At 33.9% G+C, this 18,891-nt stretch carries 20 protein-coding genes and 1 tRNA gene; 10 read left to right on the plus strand and 11 right to left on the minus strand.

Annotation, left to right across the window (positions count from 1 at the left end):
• Nucleotides 1–45 precede the first annotated feature (45 nt).
• A complete protein-coding gene (locus tag KF896_14750) occupies nt 46–1,122 on the minus strand; it encodes an LD-carboxypeptidase (protein MBX3044968.1) in 1,077 nt (358 codons plus the stop codon).
• A gap of 90 nt (nt 1,123–1,212) precedes the next feature.
• On the opposite strand from KF896_14750, the gene KF896_14755 reads away from it, so the two are divergent.
• Together KF896_14755 and KF896_14760 are read left to right on the plus strand one after the other, a co-directional pair.
• Nucleotides 1,213–1,299, plus strand: a tRNA-Ser gene (locus tag KF896_14755).
• A gap of 11 nt (nt 1,300–1,310) precedes the next feature.
• The gene (locus tag KF896_14760; GenBank protein MBX3044969.1) at nt 1,311–2,483 is read left to right on the plus strand and encodes a hybrid sensor histidine kinase/response regulator; all 1,173 of its coding nucleotides are present in this window, start codon (nt 1,311–1,313) and stop codon (nt 2,481–2,483) included.
• A gap of 4 nt (nt 2,484–2,487) precedes the next feature.
• Here KF896_14760 and KF896_14765 read toward each other — a convergent pair whose 3' ends face one another.
• On the minus strand, nt 2,488–2,862 hold the full coding sequence (locus KF896_14765) for a hypothetical protein (GenBank protein MBX3044970.1): 375 nt from the start codon (nt 2,860–2,862) through the stop codon (nt 2,488–2,490).
• A 31-nt stretch (nt 2,863–2,893) separates the two neighbouring features.
• Here KF896_14765 and KF896_14770 point away from each other — a divergent pair, with 31 nt between their 5' ends.
• Entirely contained in the window at nt 2,894–3,697 is an 804-nt protein-coding gene (locus KF896_14770; GenBank protein ID MBX3044971.1) for a M15 family metallopeptidase, read from the plus strand.
• Between the two features lie 4 nt (nt 3,698–3,701).
• On the opposite strand, the gene KF896_14775 is transcribed toward KF896_14770, so the two are convergent.
• A complete protein-coding gene (locus tag KF896_14775; GenBank protein MBX3044972.1) occupies nt 3,702–4,316 on the minus strand; it encodes an RNA methyltransferase in 615 nt (204 codons plus the stop codon).
• Nucleotides 4,317–4,520: 204 nt separating this feature from the next.
• Between KF896_14775 and KF896_14780 the strand changes: the two genes are divergently transcribed.
• The 4 genes from KF896_14780 to KF896_14795 all read left to right on the plus strand — a co-directional run bounded on the left by KF896_14780 (nt 4,521) and on the right by KF896_14795 (nt 7,740).
• Nucleotides 4,521–4,826, plus strand: coding sequence for a hypothetical protein (locus KF896_14780; GenBank protein MBX3044973.1), 306 nt, complete (start codon nt 4,521–4,523; stop codon nt 4,824–4,826).
• Between the two features lie 86 nt (nt 4,827–4,912).
• Nucleotides 4,913–6,145 (plus strand): U32 family peptidase, encoded by a 1,233-nt coding sequence (locus KF896_14785; protein ID MBX3044974.1) that lies wholly within the window; start codon nt 4,913–4,915, stop codon nt 6,143–6,145.
• 200 nt (nt 6,146–6,345) lie between these two features.
• The gene (locus KF896_14790; protein MBX3044975.1) at nt 6,346–6,981 is read left to right on the plus strand and encodes a hypothetical protein; all 636 of its coding nucleotides are present in this window, start codon (nt 6,346–6,348) and stop codon (nt 6,979–6,981) included.
• Nucleotides 6,982–7,002: 21 nt separating this feature from the next.
• The gene (locus tag KF896_14795; GenBank protein ID MBX3044976.1) at nt 7,003–7,740 is read left to right on the plus strand and encodes a hypothetical protein; all 738 of its coding nucleotides are present in this window, start codon (nt 7,003–7,005) and stop codon (nt 7,738–7,740) included.
• Between the two features lie 113 nt (nt 7,741–7,853).
• On the opposite strand, the gene KF896_14800 is transcribed toward KF896_14795, so the two are convergent.
• From KF896_14800 to KF896_14815, 4 genes are read right to left on the minus strand one after another with little or no spacing between them, the layout of a single operon-like run.
• Entirely contained in the window at nt 7,854–8,555 is a 702-nt protein-coding gene (locus tag KF896_14800; protein MBX3044977.1) for a phosphatase PAP2 family protein, read from the minus strand.
• On the minus strand, nt 8,521–8,799 hold the full coding sequence (locus KF896_14805; protein ID MBX3044978.1) for a DnaJ domain-containing protein: 279 nt from the start codon (nt 8,797–8,799) through the stop codon (nt 8,521–8,523). The genes KF896_14800 and KF896_14805 overlap by 35 nt, the downstream gene beginning before the upstream one ends.
• A gap of 12 nt (nt 8,800–8,811) precedes the next feature.
• Nucleotides 8,812–9,597, minus strand: coding sequence for a hypothetical protein (locus tag KF896_14810; GenBank protein ID MBX3044979.1), 786 nt, complete (start codon nt 9,595–9,597; stop codon nt 8,812–8,814).
• Between the two features lie 60 nt (nt 9,598–9,657).
• Nucleotides 9,658–10,338: a hypothetical protein gene (locus KF896_14815; GenBank protein MBX3044980.1), complete on the minus strand. Its 681-nt coding sequence runs from the start codon at nt 10,336–10,338 to the stop codon at nt 9,658–9,660.
• Nucleotides 10,339–10,440: 102 nt separating this feature from the next.
• Here KF896_14815 and KF896_14820 point away from each other — a divergent pair, with 102 nt between their 5' ends.
• Complete coding sequence (locus KF896_14820; protein MBX3044981.1) at nt 10,441–12,336, plus strand: OmpA family protein; 1,896 nt, start codon at nt 10,441–10,443, stop codon at nt 12,334–12,336.
• A gap of 148 nt (nt 12,337–12,484) precedes the next feature.
• Here KF896_14820 and KF896_14825 read toward each other — a convergent pair whose 3' ends face one another.
• Genes KF896_14825 through KF896_14840 form a run of 4 tightly spaced genes read right to left on the minus strand, consistent with a single transcriptional unit; the run spans nt 12,485 to nt 15,882 of the window.
• Nucleotides 12,485–13,045 carry a hypothetical protein gene (locus tag KF896_14825; GenBank protein MBX3044982.1) on the minus strand — a complete coding sequence of 187 codons (561 nt, stop codon included), beginning with the start codon at nt 13,043–13,045 and terminating at the stop codon, nt 12,485–12,487.
• A 3-nt stretch (nt 13,046–13,048) separates the two neighbouring features.
• A complete protein-coding gene (locus KF896_14830) occupies nt 13,049–14,239 on the minus strand; it encodes an amidohydrolase (protein ID MBX3044983.1) in 1,191 nt (396 codons plus the stop codon).
• A gap of 9 nt (nt 14,240–14,248) precedes the next feature.
• Nucleotides 14,249–15,103 (minus strand): diaminopimelate epimerase, encoded by an 855-nt coding sequence (gene dapF, locus KF896_14835; protein ID MBX3044984.1) that lies wholly within the window; start codon nt 15,101–15,103, stop codon nt 14,249–14,251.
• Nucleotides 15,100–15,882 (minus strand): inositol monophosphatase, encoded by a 783-nt coding sequence (locus KF896_14840; protein MBX3044985.1) that lies wholly within the window; start codon nt 15,880–15,882, stop codon nt 15,100–15,102. The genes dapF and KF896_14840 overlap by 4 nt, the downstream gene beginning before the upstream one ends.
• 137 nt (nt 15,883–16,019) lie before the next feature.
• Here KF896_14840 and KF896_14845 point away from each other — a divergent pair, with 137 nt between their 5' ends.
• Both KF896_14845 and KF896_14850 read left to right on the plus strand, forming a co-directional pair.
• Nucleotides 16,020–17,675, plus strand: a complete 1,656-nt coding sequence (locus tag KF896_14845) for an SLBB domain-containing protein (GenBank protein ID MBX3044986.1) — start codon at nt 16,020–16,022, stop codon at nt 17,673–17,675.
• 7 nt (nt 17,676–17,682) lie between these two features.
• Nucleotides 17,683–18,885, plus strand: a complete 1,203-nt coding sequence (locus KF896_14850) for a hypothetical protein (GenBank protein MBX3044987.1) — start codon at nt 17,683–17,685, stop codon at nt 18,883–18,885.
• The last annotated feature ends 6 nt before the right edge of the window (nt 18,886–18,891 follow it).

Here is an 18,891-nt window from a genome sequence, read left to right on the forward strand (position 1 = left end):
AATAATTGGATTTGATGTTGCGAAATGAAAGTTATTATATAAAATTTATGAAACTGTGTTTTCGGAAAATTTCAGTGTTTTCTTTTCGGTGTTGATTTCTGCATTAATTCCAATTGGCAGAGTAACCTTGCCGGATATATGACCAAACGGGAACCCTACTATAGTCGGAATCATTGTAGGCTTGACAAGTTGCTCAATAACTTCCAATATTGAATAACCTCTGTTTGGAAAAAATGGTCTTCGAACATTCAGATTTTTGAAAACCCCAAAAACTACAGCGCTTGCAGATTGAATTTTTCCTGCCAATAATAGTTGGGTAATCATTCTGTCAACCTGATATCCATTCTCAGATACATCTTCCAAAAAAAGAATTTTACCTGAAGTATCAATATCATACTCAGTACCCATCAACGAAGTATAAACAGTAAGATTTCCGCCTACAAGCTCACCCGAAGCAATGCCCGGATTGATTACTATTGCATTATCCTTCTTGATATAATTACCCGGATATACAATATTATTAAACAGAACTGTTTTCAGACTTTGGCTTGACTGAGTGTCCACTTCCATTGAGGCAACCGGACCATGAAAAGTTACAAGTCCTGTTTTCTTATAAATAGCGTTGAGAAGAGCTGTAATATCACTGAATCCGATAACAATTTTAGGATTCTTTTTAATCTGTTCAAAATCCAAATACGGCAAAATTCTCATTGAGCCATATCCACCTCTGGCGCAAACTATTGCATCAATTGCATCATCATTAATAAATGACATAAATTCTTCGGCACGGTCGTGGTCTTTTGCTGATAAATAGCGATTTTCGTTGCGTTGCTTGCTTATTGTTTCACCAACAACTATTTTGCACCCCATACTTTTATAAAATTTTATTCCATGTCTTATTTCATACATACTTGTAGGGCTGGCAGGAGCAGTAATTGCTATTGTAGAGCCGGATTTGAGAGATGAAGGTAAAATTTTGTCTGATTCATTGCTTATCAAACCGGATTCGGGAAGTTTGCCTGTTTCGACAAAATCCTTTGATATTGCAGCTTTGCCGGACATACCGACACCCAGTGCCGTAAGCCCTGCCAATGATAAAAACTGCCTTCTAGAATCCTTCATTTTACCTAAACCTGTACAATAATTTTTTTTTGTCAAGCAAATTTCATATTTTTGAAGTTCAAATATAGTGAAATTATTTGAAACAACAACGGAAAGATGCAGGAGTGGTTTAACTGGCACGCCTGGAAAGCGTGTGTACCGGAAACGGTACCGAGGGTTCGAATCCCTCTCTTTCCGCAAAATAAATTATGAAAAAATCGTGCCAAAAACCTAATATGACATTAGACTACAAACCATTGATTTTTATTGTTGACGATATACCAAAAAATATCCAAATTCTTACAAATATCTTAACATCTGAAAATTACAGGGTAGCTTTTAGCATTAAAGGTCAGGATGCATTCAAGCTTGCAAAAATTATTAATCCGGATTTAATAATTCTGGATGTAATGATGCCCGAGTATGATGGATTTGATATTTGTAAACAGCTTAAAAACGACAAAGAAACAGCTAATATCCCAATAATTTTTGTTACAGGGAAATCCCATCCGATTGAAATCAACCGTGCTTTTGATTGCGGAGCTGTTGATTATATCATCAAACCGTTTAATGCAAGAGAATTACTTGGCAGAGTCAACACTCATATTAATCTGAACTTATCCAAAAAAGAATTATCACGACGAAATGAGGAATTAGTCGAAGTTAGATATGATTTAGAGGAAGCACTTAAATTAAAAAATAAATTTTTCTCAATTATTGCACATGATTTAAGAGGTCCGTTTAGTGGATTTGCAGGTTTGACTGATTTGCTTGTAAATGATTTTGAAAAACTTGAAAAAAATGAAATAATTGAAATTGCAGAGCATCTAAATAAATCATCTCATAATTTATATACATTATTAGAAAATCTTCTGACATGGGCAAGTACTCAAACTGCTTCTTTACAAATTAAACCCGAAATAATAAATATTTTCAAAAAAGTCAATAAAGTAATTGATGTGTTTTCAACGATTGCAAATAATAAAAGCATTATTTTAGAAAATCAAATCCCGGAATATTTGGATGCATACACAGACGATAAATGCCTTGATACTGTACTTCGTAATTTGACGAGCAATTCAATAAAATTTACACAACCGGGTGGCAAAGTGACATTTTCATCTTTTGAAACCGATGGCGAAATATTAATAGAAGTGACTGATACCGGTATCGGAATTACCCCTGAGAAATTAAAAAAACTTTTCAAAACAGGTGAGAAAGTTTCATCGCCTGGTACGAATAATGAGTCTGGAAGCGGACTTGGACTTATGATTTGCAAAGAACTGATCGAAGTTCAAAAAGGTAAATTTGAAATTACGTCAGATGAAGATAGGGGTACTAAATTTAAATTCACTGTGAAGAGTAGCAATAACAATTCATAATTCATCATATTTTTTTCTTTAAAAATGGATTACCGTATATTACATCGTATTCTATTGCTTTTTCCAAAATCAATAGAATCATTTCGTCGTCTATTTCATCAGCATTTTTATAAATTATTCCAGCTACCTTCTTTCTGCCTCTCAAATCAAGTACAGGGAATAATTCAGTTAACAAATTGCCATGTGTAAATACAACTTCAACCGAATCTTTTTTTAAAGGATTCAAATAACAAACCCAATTTTTTGCATCGTAAAATGGTATCTTAAAACGAATTTTACAAGTAATAATATCAAAAACAGTAATGAGTGAATGTAGCTTTTTGAGAATGTAATATTGATTTCCCTCACGAATGTTGATAAATTCCTCAATTTCATGCATTATTCTAACCTATGAAATTATTAAGCAAATAATGTTTTTAAATAAATATTATTTTAAAATTAAATACAATTATTTCAAAAATCGTCATAATAATAAATTTATTTCATCATTAACTCAAATTTTTATGCAATCAAAAGTTATAAATTTTTCTTTTTTGCTGTTATTAGTTGTTTCTATTGTTAGTTGCAATGAGAAAGCAAAAGAAATAGTTGATAGTAGAAATCCTTATAATTTAGATTTAATTACAAGTTTTGAGGATTACAAAAAAAATATAGAAACCAACCCGGATAATGAGTTGGTTATGCTCGATACAATTATTCCTGATGCCAGATTTGATATTCGATATGCAACAATAAATAATTTTACCGGAGAAATTATATATCCGGCAGAGAAGGCTTATGTAAGGAAATCCGTTGCAGCTGCACTCGTTAAAGTACAGACCGAATTGGACTCTTTGGGATATACATTGATCATTTATGACGCTTACAGACCTTATTCTGCATCATTGAAATTTTACGAAGTTTATCCCGATACAAATTTTGTCGCAGCGCCGTGGCTGGGTTCGAGGCATAATCGTGGGTGTGCTGTAGATGTTTCAATTGCAGATAAATTTACAGGACTCGAAATTGAAATGCCGACACTATTTGATGATTTTTCAGAAAAAGCAAATCCAGAATATAAGGATTTACCTGAAACGGCAGTAAATAATCGCAGCATGTTGATTGAAATAATGTCAAAATATGGGTTTAAAGTTTATCCAACAGAATGGTGGCACTTTGACTTTTCCGGCTGGGAAAACTTTGATTTGATGGATATACATTTCGAGGAACTTTAACAAATTATCTTTTTGCCCAATCTTTCAATTTTTCAGTAAAATCTGTTTCGGAAAAGCGTTTATTCTCGTAAAATCCTGCTACTTCACGTTGGCGGTAAGCTTCATACACACTAACTGCACAAGCAACTGAAATATTCAGACTTTGAATCATACCTGTTTGAGGAATAAGAAAATTACCATCAGCAAGCTCAACTGCTCTTTCCGAAACACCTGAATGTTCGTTACCAAATACAAGAGCAACCGGCTCAGTCAGATTCAGGCTATAGAGCGATACTGAATTTTGCTCCAGATGTGTTGTAAATATTTTAAATTTTTTGCTACGCAAATATTCATAGCAATCATCAATGCTGTTAAATTTTTGATAATCAATCCATTTTCTTGCACTTGCAGAGCTTTTTTCACCTAATTTTGGAAAAGGTTGGCTTCCATCATAGACAAAACATACTCCCAGAATACCAACCGCATCGCAAGACCTTAGACAAGCTGAAAGATTATGGGGATCGGCGATATTTTCAAGCACTACTGTCAGGTCGGGCTGCCTTTTTTCTAATACTTTTGTTAATTTGTTTAATCTTGTTTCACTAATAATAGATGTATAGTCAAGTTCTGATAGTTTCATTTCGAATTTTCAGATTATTAAAATTCAAAAATAATGTTTTTTTTCTTATCAAAAACAAAATCAGATAATAATATCAGAATTTAATGATAATAAAACTACGTATTAATACAACTACGTAATAATAAAATACGTAATTATACGTAAGTATAAAATGAATATTATTCAGATTTAAATACTTATTCCATCTAACATGGTTTATATACAATGACAAGTGAACAGAAGAAAATACACGATGTTTTTAACATGATAAGGAACAATGAAGTAAATAAACTTGATGAATTATCATTATCAATTTTGTATAAATCTTACCTGCTTTATGTAAGGCAATCAGACGATTCATACCACCTTTCTTCAAATGGAAAAATACTAAGACGTTTACTCAAGTATAACAATGAATTTCAGGATGAACTTCTGAACGCTTGCACATGTGCAAATTTAGAAGAAAAATCTTTTGAAGCCTGCCTTTCAAGTGCGGTGCATTTTGCAGCCACATATATAAGATGCAGGTAATCTTCAATTTTGCTACAAATCATTTGCAATAATATTTGTCTTTCGATGTTATTGAGTTTTACTTTTATAATTTGATAAATAATCTGATGAATAATATCGAAATAATGGCTCCTGTCGGTTCTTATGAGTCACTTTATGCCGCAATAAATGCAGGTGCAGGCTCAGTTTACTTTGGAATTGACCGGCTGAACATGAGAGCAAAATCCTCAGTAAATTTTACGATGGATGATTTGCGGAACATTGCAACAATATGCAATGAAAACAATGTTAAGTCTTATGTTACTCTCAATACAGTAATGTATGATGAGGACTATGACCTCGCCTGCGAAATTACGGAACAATCACTCAAAAGCGGAATTAGTGCCGTAATTGCATCCGATATGTCTGTAATTGAGTATGCCCGCGAAATTGGTCAGGAAGTACATATTTCCACTCAGGTTAATATCACAAATACTCATAGTCTGCGATATTATTCAAAATTTGCAGATGTGATTGTCCTTGCTCGTGAGCTTAATCTTGAGCAGGTGCAAGTAATTAGTAATTTCATCAAGGATAATGATGTTCGTGGTCCAAAGGGTGAACTGATTCGAATCGAAATGTTCGTTCATGGCGCTTTGTGTATGGCTGTATCCGGCAAATGCTATCTAAGCCTGCACGAGTTTAATAAGTCTGCAAACCGCGGCTCATGTCTCCAGACATGCAGAAGAAGCTATTCCGTAATTGATAATGAAACAGGTGCAGAACTTGAAATTGATAATGAATACATAATGTCGCCAAAAGATTTGAAAACAATTCATTTCCTTGACAGAATACTTGATGCCGGCGTTACAGTTCTAAAAATTGAAGGACGTGGACGCTCTCCCGAATATGTAAAGCGTACTGTCGAGTGCTATCACGAAGCAGTAGAAGCATACCAGAGTGATACCTTTACTCCAGAAAAAGTTGCAGATTGGAACGAGCGACTTGCTGAAGTATATAACAGAGGATTCTGGGATGGCTACTATCTCGGGCAGAAATTAGGTGAGTGGAGTGCCAAGTACGGCTCGCACGCTACAAGATATAAAACTTACATTGGTGATATTACAAATTATTTCAAAAAATCATCCATTGCTGAAATTACTTTAAAAGCATCAGGTTTATCCATTGGTGATGAGCTGATAGTAACCGGCACTACAACAGGTGTCTGGGAAGGAAAAGTTATTGAAATACGAAAAGACTTATTGCCTGTAGAAAATGCAGAAAAGGGTGATATCATTTCAATCGCCACTGATACAGTTCTACGACGAAGTGATAAGGTTTACAGATGGGAAAGCAGGTAAATTTATTCTAATTAACGTAATTGCGCTTACTGTAACCGTTGTTTCGTTAATTTGGAATGAATCGGTTAAAAAATTTTATGTTATTGTGGAGATTAGATACAATAAAAATCAATATTTCAGGCTTTACAATCATTCTGATGACAAATTTATATAACAAAAACGGATTTGAAATTCTAAAATAAATTTATTAGGAAATACTTATGAAATCACTATTCATTGCAGTACTATTTTTATTCATTCTTGTCGGATGCGGCGAGAGTGGCACTAAGCCCAACAACTCAAATAACGTGATTTTGCCACTTGCTGTAGGTAATTCATGGCAATTTGTATATTATTCAACTCATGATTTATATAATGACACCATAAAACATGATAGATTTAAAACAAATTATGTTACGGAAACAATCACACTTGAAGGTGAAACCTGGTATAATTTTGCTTCTGATGGAAAAAATACGGACCTCATTTTCACTAACCGAAGTGATGGATTGTATGGTATTTTCAAAAATAGAGATGATCATGCAGAAATACCATATCATTTAGATTCTGCAAGATTGGGATATAAATACCCTGTTATTCTGCATGAATCTTATCCAAACGATACAAATGGATTATATATCGCAAGCACCAATATAAAGATAAAAACTGATGCCGGTACTTTCAATTGTATAAAATATGTTCCATCAAATTATAAAAATGTTGAGCATTATGGTACTTATATGTGCCCGGGCATTGGTTTTATTAGAGCTGTAGGGATAACACATATCCAGCAAACAGAAAGTGGTCCCGATACTACTTGGACAGTACAGGAACTTGTCAGTTATACCATTCATTAATAAAATCATGGGAATTGAATTATGAACAAAATTATTTTTCTAATTATTCTTTTAGCACTTAATTTTATTATAATTTCGTGTGATGACGACCCTGTAAAAGCTGATTTAAAAACACAGGCAGGCAAAATAACAGTTCTGGATAAAATATCAGGGAAACCACTTGATGGTTATAGAGTTGATATATTTCAGACTACCGGAACTAATGATGATTATAAAACCCAAAAGAAATTTTCTATTTCCCCAAATCCGTTTAGTTCATATTTAAGTTTTTTTGCTTATTTTGATAACCCATCAAATATTGATTTTTCAATAATTAACTTGTTAACAAAGAAATCTTTTCATATTTATACGGGCGATATTAAGAAAGGAACTTTTGGATTTGTAATAAATTTAGCGGATTCATTACATATTGAAATCGGAATGTATAAAGCAATTCTGAAAATTAACGGTGTTAATACCGATTCTACTAATTTCATTTATTATTCAAAAAACAACCCCCTGTTAACTAAGGACAGAAAATTATATTACTTGAATTCGTTTATATCTGACAGTTCAGGGAAAATTACCATGCCGGATTATTTACCTAATCTTATAAATGAAGATTTTACAATAACGGCTGAAAACGGTCAGCTTTTAAGTACATTTAAACTCACAAATCATTTTAAGATTTTTGTATATGACAGAGATTTCAATATAGTTTTTGAGACATATACAACATTTGAAATACTCAGGGATGTTGGCTTGATATTAAAAGTGTAAATTCAATATTTACAGAATGATTAAAAATATTTGATGATTGAATTATAATACATTCCTCATTTAACGTAACCACAGTTACAGTTACCGAAGTTACGTTAAAATTAAGTTTGAATTTACTGTTTAGTCTTAAATTTTTGTATAATTGAATAATTATACCATTTTGATTCATTTAGCTTTTGAGAACTATCAAGAGCATGATAAATTAACAATGTGAATATAACCCCCACCATCGAGCCAAAATATACATCAATAAAAAAATGCTGGACTAAATAAATCCTTGAAATACCAACTAATACAGCCATTATCAAAAAGATAATTCCTAATTGTTTGTTTTTAGTAATAATAGCCAAAAAAAGAAAGATTGCGAAACCTGAAGTAGTGTGTCCTGATGGAAATGCATTGTAAGCCATGAGTTTAATATCCGGAACATAAGTAATAAGATCTGTTCCTTCAAAAAATATCTTAGGTCTTGGAATATTAAAAATATTCTTAAATATTTGTGTTACTAAACCGGTCCCAAGGTATATCACCACTCCCTGTACAAGATATTTAATTTTTAAAAGTGCCAGTATTACCAAAAACAGACCAAAGTACAAGCCTTCACCAATGTCGGAAAAAAGGATAAAAAAATAATCCCAACTGCTGCCCCTGTAAGGATTGAAGAATATAACTGCATCACCCTTATCAATTAAAGACAACAAAATTACACCCAACAATAAAAATACTGAGTATGAGATAAGAAAAAAGCTGTTATCATAGATTAAATCAGAAAATTTAGGCTTATGATGATTTGCCTTTTCGTTTGGATAGTTCAATTTTTGCCTGCTGCTGAATTAATTCGTAATTTTCAAGTTCAAATTTGTATTTGATTCTATTATCAATATCTGCAAGATTAAAATACGCTTCCCTAATCAATAAAAACTTGTCTAAAGATTTTGAGTCATTTTCAGTATGGTCAGGATGATATTTTCTTGCAAGTTTATAATACGCACGCTTTACATCATCTGCAGAAGCAGTACGAGGTATTCCCAGCACTTTGTAATAATCAATTACTTTCATTTATTTAAGCTGCTATTCCCACCATTTTTCTGTTTCAATTTTCATCGCATTTTCTTTCAATTTCTCGTCATTATCATAGTTGAAGGCATCGAAAAAAGACTTCCAGCTTTTCTCAAGTTTAGAATCATCTACAGAAGGGTTTATTGTAATTCCATAATAAACATCCTCAAGTTCTTCAATCATTATATCCTCACCCCAAAGTACCGGATAATGCAGTTTATTATCAGAAGATTTCCAATTACCCACAAAAGTATGATTTTTTGCAAATTGAGGTATTGCCTTTGCAAATCTTAATTCGTCAACAATTTTTGATAATATTATGTAATAATCACCTGTAAATTCACCTTTGTGCGAGCCACTCCCAATTTCCTTGAACACTGCTGAGAATCTGCACATCACAAGCCAGTGACTTGTAACAGGTTCTTTGAATTCGTAGACACTTTTAAGCTGTAAATGTCCTGCAAATTCTGAAATATTATTTTTTACTTTAGTTTTACCTTTGATGATATATCTTCCTGCACTTTTTGATTCCAGTTTGACGTCATTAATCTTTACTCTGATACGCTCGAGTTCATTGCCAATAAATCCGTAAATTTTTACGGGATCAGAATTCAGAAAATATTCGGTTAATTCGTAGTCAATTGTAAATTTTGAGGCACCCAAATCATTATATACTGCTTTTCGTAAAGATTTTAACAGGTGCTCATTATAATCTGTGTGAAACTGCTCTGGATTATAAGAAAGCAGCTTTGATGAAAAGAATGTCAATGCAAACAAAATCAAAATTATATTTTTCATGTCAAACAATTTTTAATATAAATCAAAAAAATATATAGTAGAATGAAATGAAAAAATATTTTAAAATCTTAATCCGAATTCAATTTGAATAAGTGATTTTATATTTTCACCGCTAACTTTTCCGATGTAATTCAAGTTAGTATATTTGGATTCAATGATTAATGATAATTCGCTTAATGGCAATTCCAAGCCAATCCCAAGGCTGAACCCAAGACGGCTATCGGTAGGATTATTCTCAATTCGCAGTGAAGTTGGTGATTCAATTGTTGTCAATGATGAAGCGATAAAATTGTAAGAAAGATTGCTTATTGTATATATAAATAAACTATTATCTGTCAAATAATAATGCACACCGGCATTGATAGAATAAATATTTGTTTTGATTTCAAGATTACCATTATGTTCGCCATTCGGATTCTCTAAATCAAATTGCTGCTTTGAAAAACCACTTAATCCGAATCCACCAAAAAAATGGGCGCTTTCTGTCAGTTCAAATGATAATTTTCCGGACAATGAATACCCTGACTGAGATTCAGGTCTTACAAAGTTCAGGAATGGTGTGTTAGTATCGGCTGTGTTAATTCTGTTGCTATTAAATATATTGTTCACTTCTGAGCTTGGTAATGCAATACCGCCTGAAACTGAAAAGTTGGTAAATGTCTTAGATTCAGAAATTGATACAATTAAAATAAATATCGCTGTAGTAATTATTACAGATTTTATGACAATAGATTTATTCATATTTTTCAGGAAACCTTAACTAATAACAAATCAAATATAACCTTTTAACGTCAATAACGTCTAAATGTTTCAAAAAGATTTTAAATAATTGGAGTATGACGTATGAAGAGGATTCTTGCAGCACTTTTATTAATAACATTATTTGCCGTAAATGATTCAATATCAGAAGACAGGCAGATGTCAACCAATATTGGTATATTCGGGGGACTTAATATCAATATGCATTCACCTGAATTTTATACTATTCAAGGTGGAGATGGATTGATGAAAGCTATAAACAAAAGTTCAACTACATTTGGTGGAAATTTTGGTTTAATTGGTAATTTTCCACTAAATAACACTTTTGTTATAACCGGCAGGTTAGGATATAATATGCTTGGTGGAGAGCTCAAAGACTATATGGATGACCCATTTGATGCATCACTAAGTATGCTTGAGATTACACCCGGAATGCAGTTCCATAATCTAATATCAGGCACAGATTTATATTTCCTTGCAGGACTGGAACTTGGCGTGCCTTTGCAAAATAAATATACCTATCCATCTTCTCTCGAAAATGATGTAGATATACCTGATGCTAATACCAGAGTGGCTTTAGCGCTTGGCGTAGGTTATATATTTGAAATTTCTAAAAATATATTTCTAACACCGGAAGTATCATATAGAATTCCATTTTCAGAAGTATCAGCTTCTGATAACTTTACAACCTGGAACGTACCACAATTGAGAGCCGGTATTAGTCTTACTTTTGGCTTTGGAAAAGAAAAAGAAACTGAAGTTGTTCAGAAAACTGCAACAGTAGATGTTGGTTTCAAAGAAGTAAGAGCTTATGACAGAAACGGCAATGTCAAACCTGCAAGCAAAATTTCAGTTGAAGAAGTGCAGTATGCAGAGCAATTCCCGATTCTGCCTTATGTATTTTTTAATGAACTCTCCGATGAACCTAATACTAAAACTCAAACTTTAGCCGGAAAAAGTAATGAAGCAGGCACATTCCAAATTGAGTCCCTTACACCTGTTGCAGAGAAAATCAACTCCAGCACTCTTGATATTGTCGGTGAAAGAATGCAGAAAGATAAAAATATTGCTATTCGTATAGTAGGTACTCTTGATGGAAGAAGCGAAGCAAACAATCGTGTACTTGCTCAAAAGCGTGCTGAGTTTGCCAAAAATTATTTAGTTAATACATATTCAATTTCGCCTGACAGAATTACAGCAGAAGCCGGCAATTTACCCGGAAAGCCTTCATCATTGCGTGACCCCATGGGATTGGAAGAAAACCGCAGAATAGAAATTTATCCTTTAAATTCTAATTCTGCTCTTTTCGAACCAATTGTAATTCAAAGCGACAGACAGAGAATTGCCAGCCCTGATGTAATTGAGTTCGTCCCGTTTGCTGAATCGAATGATTCTATTGCAGGCTGGGAACTCGAAGTTATGCAATCCGGAAAATTAATTAAAAAATATGCCGGTGAAGGAATACCTGAACCTATGCAGTGGTCAATTATGCCAAATGATTTAGCCGCTAATGAAATTCCTGTTGATTATACTTTCAAAGCGTGGACTATCAATGACCAACGTTCTACTGCAAATGGTACTTTACCTGTAGAATATTTCTCAATTACACGCAAGAAAACTGAAGAGCGTGCCGACAGAACTATCTCAAAATTTAGTCTGATGCTTTTTGATTTTAACAGTCCAGATGTTTCTGAACTGGACAAAAGAATTATTCTTAACAGTATTGTTCCTGAAATCAAGTTTAATTCCACAGTCCAGGTTTATGGATATACTGATATTATTGGTGATGCAGATTACAACAAAAAACTGGCATTGCAGCGTGCTACTAATGTACAGGATTTCCTCAAAACTAAAGTTAAAGGTGCTAAATATGAAGTGTTTGGCGTTGGGGAAAGTGTACAGATTTTTGATAATAAAACACCAACAGGCAGACAACTTTCCAGAACTGTGCAGGTTTATGTAATTACACCTAAGAATTAATATTTTAATATATTCTATAAGTTATATATTGATAATTCAAAAAGGGCTGTTTCAAAAGTAATATTTGAAACAGCCCTTTAAATTCAAATAATTATTACAACAGGTAATGCTTCATAATCTCATGTAAAGTCGTTGAAACTATCTTAAATTAATATTGCTCACAATATAAATGTTCTAATTTTGGTATTTTTATATTTTTAGAAAATTCTTTACCTTTTGCATTAAAATTATCTGCGAAAGTTGAGATTTCATTGAATGAGAGTTCGCAATCATAAGCACCGGAGCCCGATTGACTGCACGAGCAACTCATAACACCGCAATTTCCTTGCAAAGCAAGTCTGCAATCATCACAAGAACCTGTATTGTCACAGCTTATCAATACTACATTTTGCAAATCTCTTTCGGCTCCATTATAAATACCGGCAAACTGAAAAGCAAATGTTAAAATTTGAGATCGTGCGTCTGCCAATTCTATAAAATAAAATTTATCCCCATTTTTAAGACTTAGTACTTTGTGAGAAGTAACTGAAATAGCTTTAAAATCTGACTTTTGAACATAACCCAATGCGGAATAAATTATCTTTGCTTCTTCTTCGGATTCAACCCTAAATCCACCTTCATATTTATCGCTGACAGGCTTATCATCTGATTCTCTGCAGGAAACAAACAATATTAAGATTGACAAAATAAGGAAAGAAATATATTTCATAAATTAAACCTTATTTGAATTAAAATTTATATATTGTATCGTAGTTGCAACCATCATTGCTATACCATTTATCATTGCAGATTCATCTGGATTCAGTTTAGGATTATGAAGTGGTGGCATATCTTTCAAATTATCAGGTTTGACACCCAGCATCCAAAAACACGCCGGAACTACTTGAGCATAATATGCAAAATCTTCTGCCCACATTTTTGGTTCAAAATCAAGTGTATTTACTTTACCTACAATTTCTGATGCAATTTCACGCACAAATTTTGACGCATCTTCATCGTTTATTATAGGCGGGTATCCTTTGATAATTTCAATTTCGCATTCACAGCCATATAAATCAGCAATCTTAGAAGAATTTTCAAATAGAATATTGTGGACTTCCTTACGCCATACTTCGTTATATGCACGGAGAGTGCCCATCATTTTAACTTCTTCAGGGAATATATTTGTAGCAGAGCCACCGTGAATTGAGGTGACAGAAAGTACACCGGCTTCAAGAGGATTCTTGAATTTTGTAAGAATAGACTGATAATAATTAATTAGATTAGCAGCGGCAAGAATAGCATCTTTTCCTAAATGCGGCTGAGCGGCGTGAGAGCCCTTACCACGAATTGTCCAGTAAAGTTCGTCAGCAGAGGCAAGTACAGGACCTGAAGCTACAGAAATTGTTCCGGAATTTTCGGACGGATATATATGCTGTCCGAAAATAACATCTGGCACCGGATTTTCAAGTACACCTTCTTTTATCATAAGATAAGCACCACCGGGCAATTTCTCTTCACCGGGCTGGAAGATAAGTTTTACAGTTCCGGATAGTTCACTTTCTCTTGATTTCAGCAGCTTAGCGGTGGCAAGAAGCATCGTAGTGTGCATATCGTGTCCGCAAGCGTGCATAACACCGTCATTAATTGAAGCAAATTCAAGTCCGGTTTCCTCATAAATTGGCAAGGCGTCTATATCAGCACGTAAAGCAACACAAACATCACCGCTGCCGATGAGAGCAACTGTACCGGTTTCTGCCATTACCTGATAGTCAATACAATTATCATTCAGGTATTTTCTAATAAAATTCGCAGTATTGAATTCCTGAAATGACAACTCCGGATTTTTATGAATATGCCTGCGTATATTTAATATCTCGTCAAAATTATCAGCTATTTGATTTTTTAATTCATTGATCTTCATTTTAGATAATTATTTAATTTTTACAATGTCTTTTCTGATTATTTCGGAATGACCCGAAAGGTATATTTTTTTGATTCTGCCATTATAATCTGTGTCAAAATCAACAAATACCGGAATTGAAGAGGGTGGCATAATCATTAACGGAAATTTAGCGGAATCCTCATTAAATAGATGCACTGCAGTTGAAATAGCACCTGTACCACAAGCTCCTGTTACTTTTTCTACACCTCGTTCGAAAGTCTTTAGATGAACGACATCACCTGCTTTTTTATATATATTTACATTCACTCCTGCAAGTCCAAAATCTCTGTGAAATCTGACATTAGGAGCAAATTCTTCGATTTCAGTAACATCAAAGGAACTTATAATAGCTGATAAATCTGAAAAATTAATTACAAAATGGTCTGAGGAAACATCAACATAAGTTCCCTTAATATTTGCAACTCCAATTTTTATACTTTTGTCACGAATTATTTTTGTTGGAGATGGCAAAGTAAGTCGTATGCCTTCGCTCACTAACTCACCTGTATAAACATTTCCCGCCATCGAAAACCTGACCGGCGACTTTTTATTAATATTCAATAATTTTGATACAGCAAAATCCACAGCGCACCTTCCACCATTTCCGCACATCATACCTGTGCTGCCATCAGGGTTGAGATACTTAACATCAAAATCATTGATAATAGATTCGTTGATTGCAAGAAGTCCTTCAGCCATAAAGTCATTTCGTTGATTAACTGAACACAACATTACAGCAATTTCAAATAATTCTATGTCATTGAAATTATATTTACTATTGTCAATTACTGAGAAAAGATTTCCTGCACCTGACATTCTGTATACTTCAATTTCACTAATCATTGGTTAATCACATCCTTAATCTGATTATGAATTTTGCCGTTGCTTGCTAATATTGTAACATCTTTAATCTCAAATTTATTGCCGTCATACTTTGTTACTTTCCCGGCAGCTTCCTGTACAATAAGCACTCCGGCAGCCACATCCCATGGGTAAAGGTCTGCTTCCCAAAATCCGTCGAATCTACCGCAGGCAACATAAGCAAGGTCAAGTGCAGCAGAACCGAGACGTCTGATTGGAATTCCGTTCAAGACAATTTTAACAAAAGTACCTACGCAGTCATAAGGATTTTTGTCAACATTGTAGGGAAAGCCGGTTACTAATAACGATGTGTGCATATCTTCGGAATCAGAAACAGTAATTTTATTACCATTCAAATATGCTCCGCCACCTTTTGAGGCATAGAACATCTCATCAAGCATTGGATGATATATCACTCCGCAAAGCAACTCCCCATTTTGCATTGCAGCAATACTAACTGCAAAAATTGGAATCGAATGTGCAAAATTGACAGTTCCATCAAGGGGGTCAATTACCCAAATGATTTCATCTTCAGATGTACTGCCCGAATTTCCACTTTCTTCTGCTAAAAATCTGTGGTTAGGATATTTTTTTGTAATAGTTTCGATAATTGATTTTTCTGCAGCATAATCAAATTCTGTAACTAAATTATTTTTGCCTACTTTTGAATCTATTCTAAAATTAGTTCCGAAGCCATCTTTAAGTATAATTCCGGCAGTTTTTGCAGCTAAAATCGCAGTTTCAAGTAATTCATTTATCATTATAATTCATCAATATTCATAAAAAATAAAAAACATTTTGCTATATCACATATAATATTATTAATATACGTAAGTTCCTTAATGAAATTTTTAATATATTTGTGAATATTTTTTTTCGAAAATAGAATTTTATTAAAATGATAAAAAAAATAATACTGCTGATGTCGTTCTTTTTGCTTTTGCCAATTGGCAATATAGAACTTTCGGCTCAAGTAAAAAAACCGGAACGCGGAAGACTTTCTGGTGCTACAAAAGATGCTATTGATACGCTTGCTGCTGAGAATGCTCGGGTTATCGTAAAAGAAAACAAGGGGCTATTAGAAAGGGAAATTATACCCGATAAATATATTATGGGTCCCGGCGATGTACTAATAGTTTCAATAATTGGAATTGAAGCTATTGCATTTGAAGCTCCGGTTTCTCCCGAAGGCAAAATAATGCTCAAAGGTGCGGGCTCGATAGATGCAAAAAATAAAACATTGAAAGAAACTCAGAATTTAATTAAAGAACAAATAAGCAGATTTTATAAATCTGAAAAAATTGATGTTGCTTTAAAAGAAATCCGTCAATTCAAGGTGATTGTATCAGGAAAAGTACCCAAACCTATATCTGTTTCCTCTACAGCAGCTGACAGAGCATCTGAAGCTATAGAGAAAGCAGGCGGATTGCTGTTCGAAGCATCAGAGAGAAATATATCACTCATCAGACGTGAACAAAATGAAATCATTCCTGTTGATTTAATCAAATTTTTCACTATAGGTGATGAGAATGCCAATCCTACTTTGATGGGTGGCGATCTTATTCGTGTTCCATCAAAAAATGAAGTTGACGTCATTGAGATATTCGGAGAAGTAATAGACCCTGGCGAGTTTGAATTTGTAGAAGGTGATTCATTATCAACACTATTTAAATTTGCTCAGGGATTCTTAAGTTCAGCACTTTTAGATTCTGTTGAATTTGCCCGTAAAAGTGAAGCAGGACAGAATCTTACAAAAAGATATCTGAATTTAAAATCGTGGAAAGGTAAATTATTTTCTGGCGAGCCGCTTGAAGGGGATTTTCTTCTTAAATCAGGAGACAGAGTTTATATCCGAAAAATTCCTAAGTGGCAGGATAATAATTATGTGATTGTAGAGGGTGAAGTTCTTTATCCCGGAAAGTATCCAATACGTGAAGAGATAGACAGAGTAAGCAATGTTATTTCAAGAGCCGGCGGCTTTACCGATAAAGCTGAAATAAAGAACATAGAATTTATTCGTCAGCTTGATATGGATAAAAAAGATCCTGAAATTGAACGTCTGAGTCGCTTAAATCCATCTGAAATGTCGAAGACTGAACTTCGGTACTTTCAGGCAAAGATTACCGAAAAAAAGGGAGCTATGTCATTGAATTTTGAAACCATTTTAAATGCGCCTGATTCTGAAGAAGACATTGTGCTTATGAATATGGATTCAATTATTGTACCCTCGAAAAATCAATTTGTAAACATTCAGGGGCGAGTCAATAATCCCGGTAAAGTTCGCTTTCAGGAAGGACTTTTGTATTCAGATTATATTCAAATTGCCGGTGGATATGCTTTTAGAGCAGATATTGACGAAACATTCATAACCAAACCACGAGGGGGTCAATTCCTCGCCCGTAAATTGGATTATGCAATTGAACCCGGAGATGTTATACTTGTACCGACACAAACAGACGTCTCTTTTATGGAAACATTTACAATAGCCCTGACGATAGCTACACAATTAGTTACGATTGCAGGTGTAATTATTGCAATAATGAATTTAAGGTAGTAAATAAATGAGAATTTTTGATAGTCCAAAAGAATTTACATTATTCAACTTGATAAATCTTGTTTATTTGAATAAGAAATTTGCAATCATATCAGTTACAGTATTTGTGATAATTTTAATAGCTTTTTCATTTATAATTCCTCATAAATATGTAGCGGTATCAAGTCTTCTTCCACCCAAAAAGGACGGTGGTGCAGCCGGACTTTCATCTTTTATACAAAATTTTGCAGGCGGTGGAGGAGGATTAAGTCTTGGAAATATAGGACAATCTGACCAATCAAAAGTGTTTGGTGAGATTGTTAAAAGTCGAACTGTAGCCGAGTATATTATTGAGAAACTTAAACTGAAAGAAAAAGAGCCATATTCAAAGCTTTCTCGGGACAAACTTGTGAAATTTATTGGCAACTCTCTTGATGTTGAGGTTGATAAAAGTGGAGTAATTTTTATTTCTGCAAAAATCGAAACAGGCTTTTTTCCGGGGACTAAGTCAGGTAAAGAAGCATCAGAATTTGCAGCTAATTTGACCAACTCAGCTGTAGAAGGATTGGACATTGTAATTCGCGATAGAAGCACATCTTCAGCTCGCGCATCGAAGGAATATGTTGAAAAAGAAATTATGGCATATATGATTAAATTAGACAGTATTGAAACTAAACTCGAGAAATTCCAAAAAGATAATAAAGTCCTTGCAATTGATGAGCAAACTCAGGCAATTGTTTCTCAGGCAATAGAAGTAGGAGCTCAGCTTGCCAAAGCTGATTTGGAGAAAAATCTGGCACAGCTCGAATATCAAACAAATTCCCCACAGTATAAATTTTATGAAAAGCAGCACGAACTTCTAAGTGAACAATACAGAAAAATTCAAAGCGGAGGTCTGACAACCGATGAAACTTTTTCTATTCCTCTCGATAAAGTGCCGGCATTAATCAAAGAGTATGTGATTTTGTTTCGCGAAAGGAAAATCATTGAGCAGGTTATGCTTTATCTTGAAACGCAAAGACATCAGGAGGCAATTCAGGAAAAACGTGATGTTCCGGTTGTCGAAGTGCTGGATACAGCCTATGCACCGGAAGAAAGAGATTCTCCCAAGAGGTCACTGATGGTTATACTTGGTTTTATATTGTCGGTAGTATTTGTTAGTTCATATATCACAATAAAGGGATTTCAATTAGGTGCACTTTACGTGCATAGTGAAAATAATGCTTCATAACCGATA

The sequence above is a fragment of the Ignavibacteriota bacterium genome (assembly GCA_019637995.1).
In the GTDB taxonomy this organism is placed as follows: Bacteria; Bacteroidota; Ignavibacteria; order Kapaibacteriales; family UBA2268; genus JANJTB01.

Coding starts and splice junctions, on each gene's coding strand:
- KF896_14750 (MBX3044968.1), bottom strand. CDS start 1,122: ATGAAGGATTCTAGAAGGCAGTTTTTATCATTGGCAGGGCTTACGGCA.
- KF896_14760 (MBX3044969.1), top strand. CDS start 1,311: ATGAAAAAATCGTGCCAAAAACCTAATATGACATTAGACTACAAACCA.
- KF896_14765 (MBX3044970.1), bottom strand. CDS start 2,862: ATGCATGAAATTGAGGAATTTATCAACATTCGTGAGGGAAATCAATAT.
- KF896_14770 (MBX3044971.1), top strand. CDS start 2,894: ATGTTTTTAAATAAATATTATTTTAAAATTAAATACAATTATTTCAAA.
- KF896_14775 (MBX3044972.1), bottom strand. CDS start 4,316: ATGAAACTATCAGAACTTGACTATACATCTATTATTAGTGAAACAAGA.
- KF896_14780 (MBX3044973.1), top strand. CDS start 4,521: ATGACAAGTGAACAGAAGAAAATACACGATGTTTTTAACATGATAAGG.
- KF896_14785 (MBX3044974.1), top strand. CDS start 4,913: ATGAATAATATCGAAATAATGGCTCCTGTCGGTTCTTATGAGTCACTT.
- KF896_14790 (MBX3044975.1), top strand. CDS start 6,346: ATGAAATCACTATTCATTGCAGTACTATTTTTATTCATTCTTGTCGGA.
- KF896_14795 (MBX3044976.1), top strand. CDS start 7,003: ATGAACAAAATTATTTTTCTAATTATTCTTTTAGCACTTAATTTTATT.
- KF896_14805 (MBX3044978.1), bottom strand. CDS start 8,799: ATGAAAGTAATTGATTATTACAAAGTGCTGGGAATACCTCGTACTGCT.
- KF896_14810 (MBX3044979.1), bottom strand. CDS start 9,597: ATGAAAAATATAATTTTGATTTTGTTTGCATTGACATTCTTTTCATCA.
- KF896_14815 (MBX3044980.1), bottom strand. CDS start 10,338: ATGAATAAATCTATTGTCATAAAATCTGTAATAATTACTACAGCGATA.
- KF896_14820 (MBX3044981.1), top strand. CDS start 10,441: ATGAAGAGGATTCTTGCAGCACTTTTATTAATAACATTATTTGCCGTA.
- KF896_14825 (MBX3044982.1), bottom strand. CDS start 13,045: ATGAAATATATTTCTTTCCTTATTTTGTCAATCTTAATATTGTTTGTT.
- KF896_14830 (MBX3044983.1), bottom strand. CDS start 14,239: ATGAAGATCAATGAATTAAAAAATCAAATAGCTGATAATTTTGACGAG.
- dapF (MBX3044984.1), bottom strand. CDS start 15,103: ATGATTAGTGAAATTGAAGTATACAGAATGTCAGGTGCAGGAAATCTT.
- KF896_14840 (MBX3044985.1), bottom strand. CDS start 15,882: ATGATAAATGAATTACTTGAAACTGCGATTTTAGCTGCAAAAACTGCC.
- KF896_14845 (MBX3044986.1), top strand. CDS start 16,020: ATGATAAAAAAAATAATACTGCTGATGTCGTTCTTTTTGCTTTTGCCA.
- KF896_14850 (MBX3044987.1), top strand. CDS start 17,683: ATGAGAATTTTTGATAGTCCAAAAGAATTTACATTATTCAACTTGATA.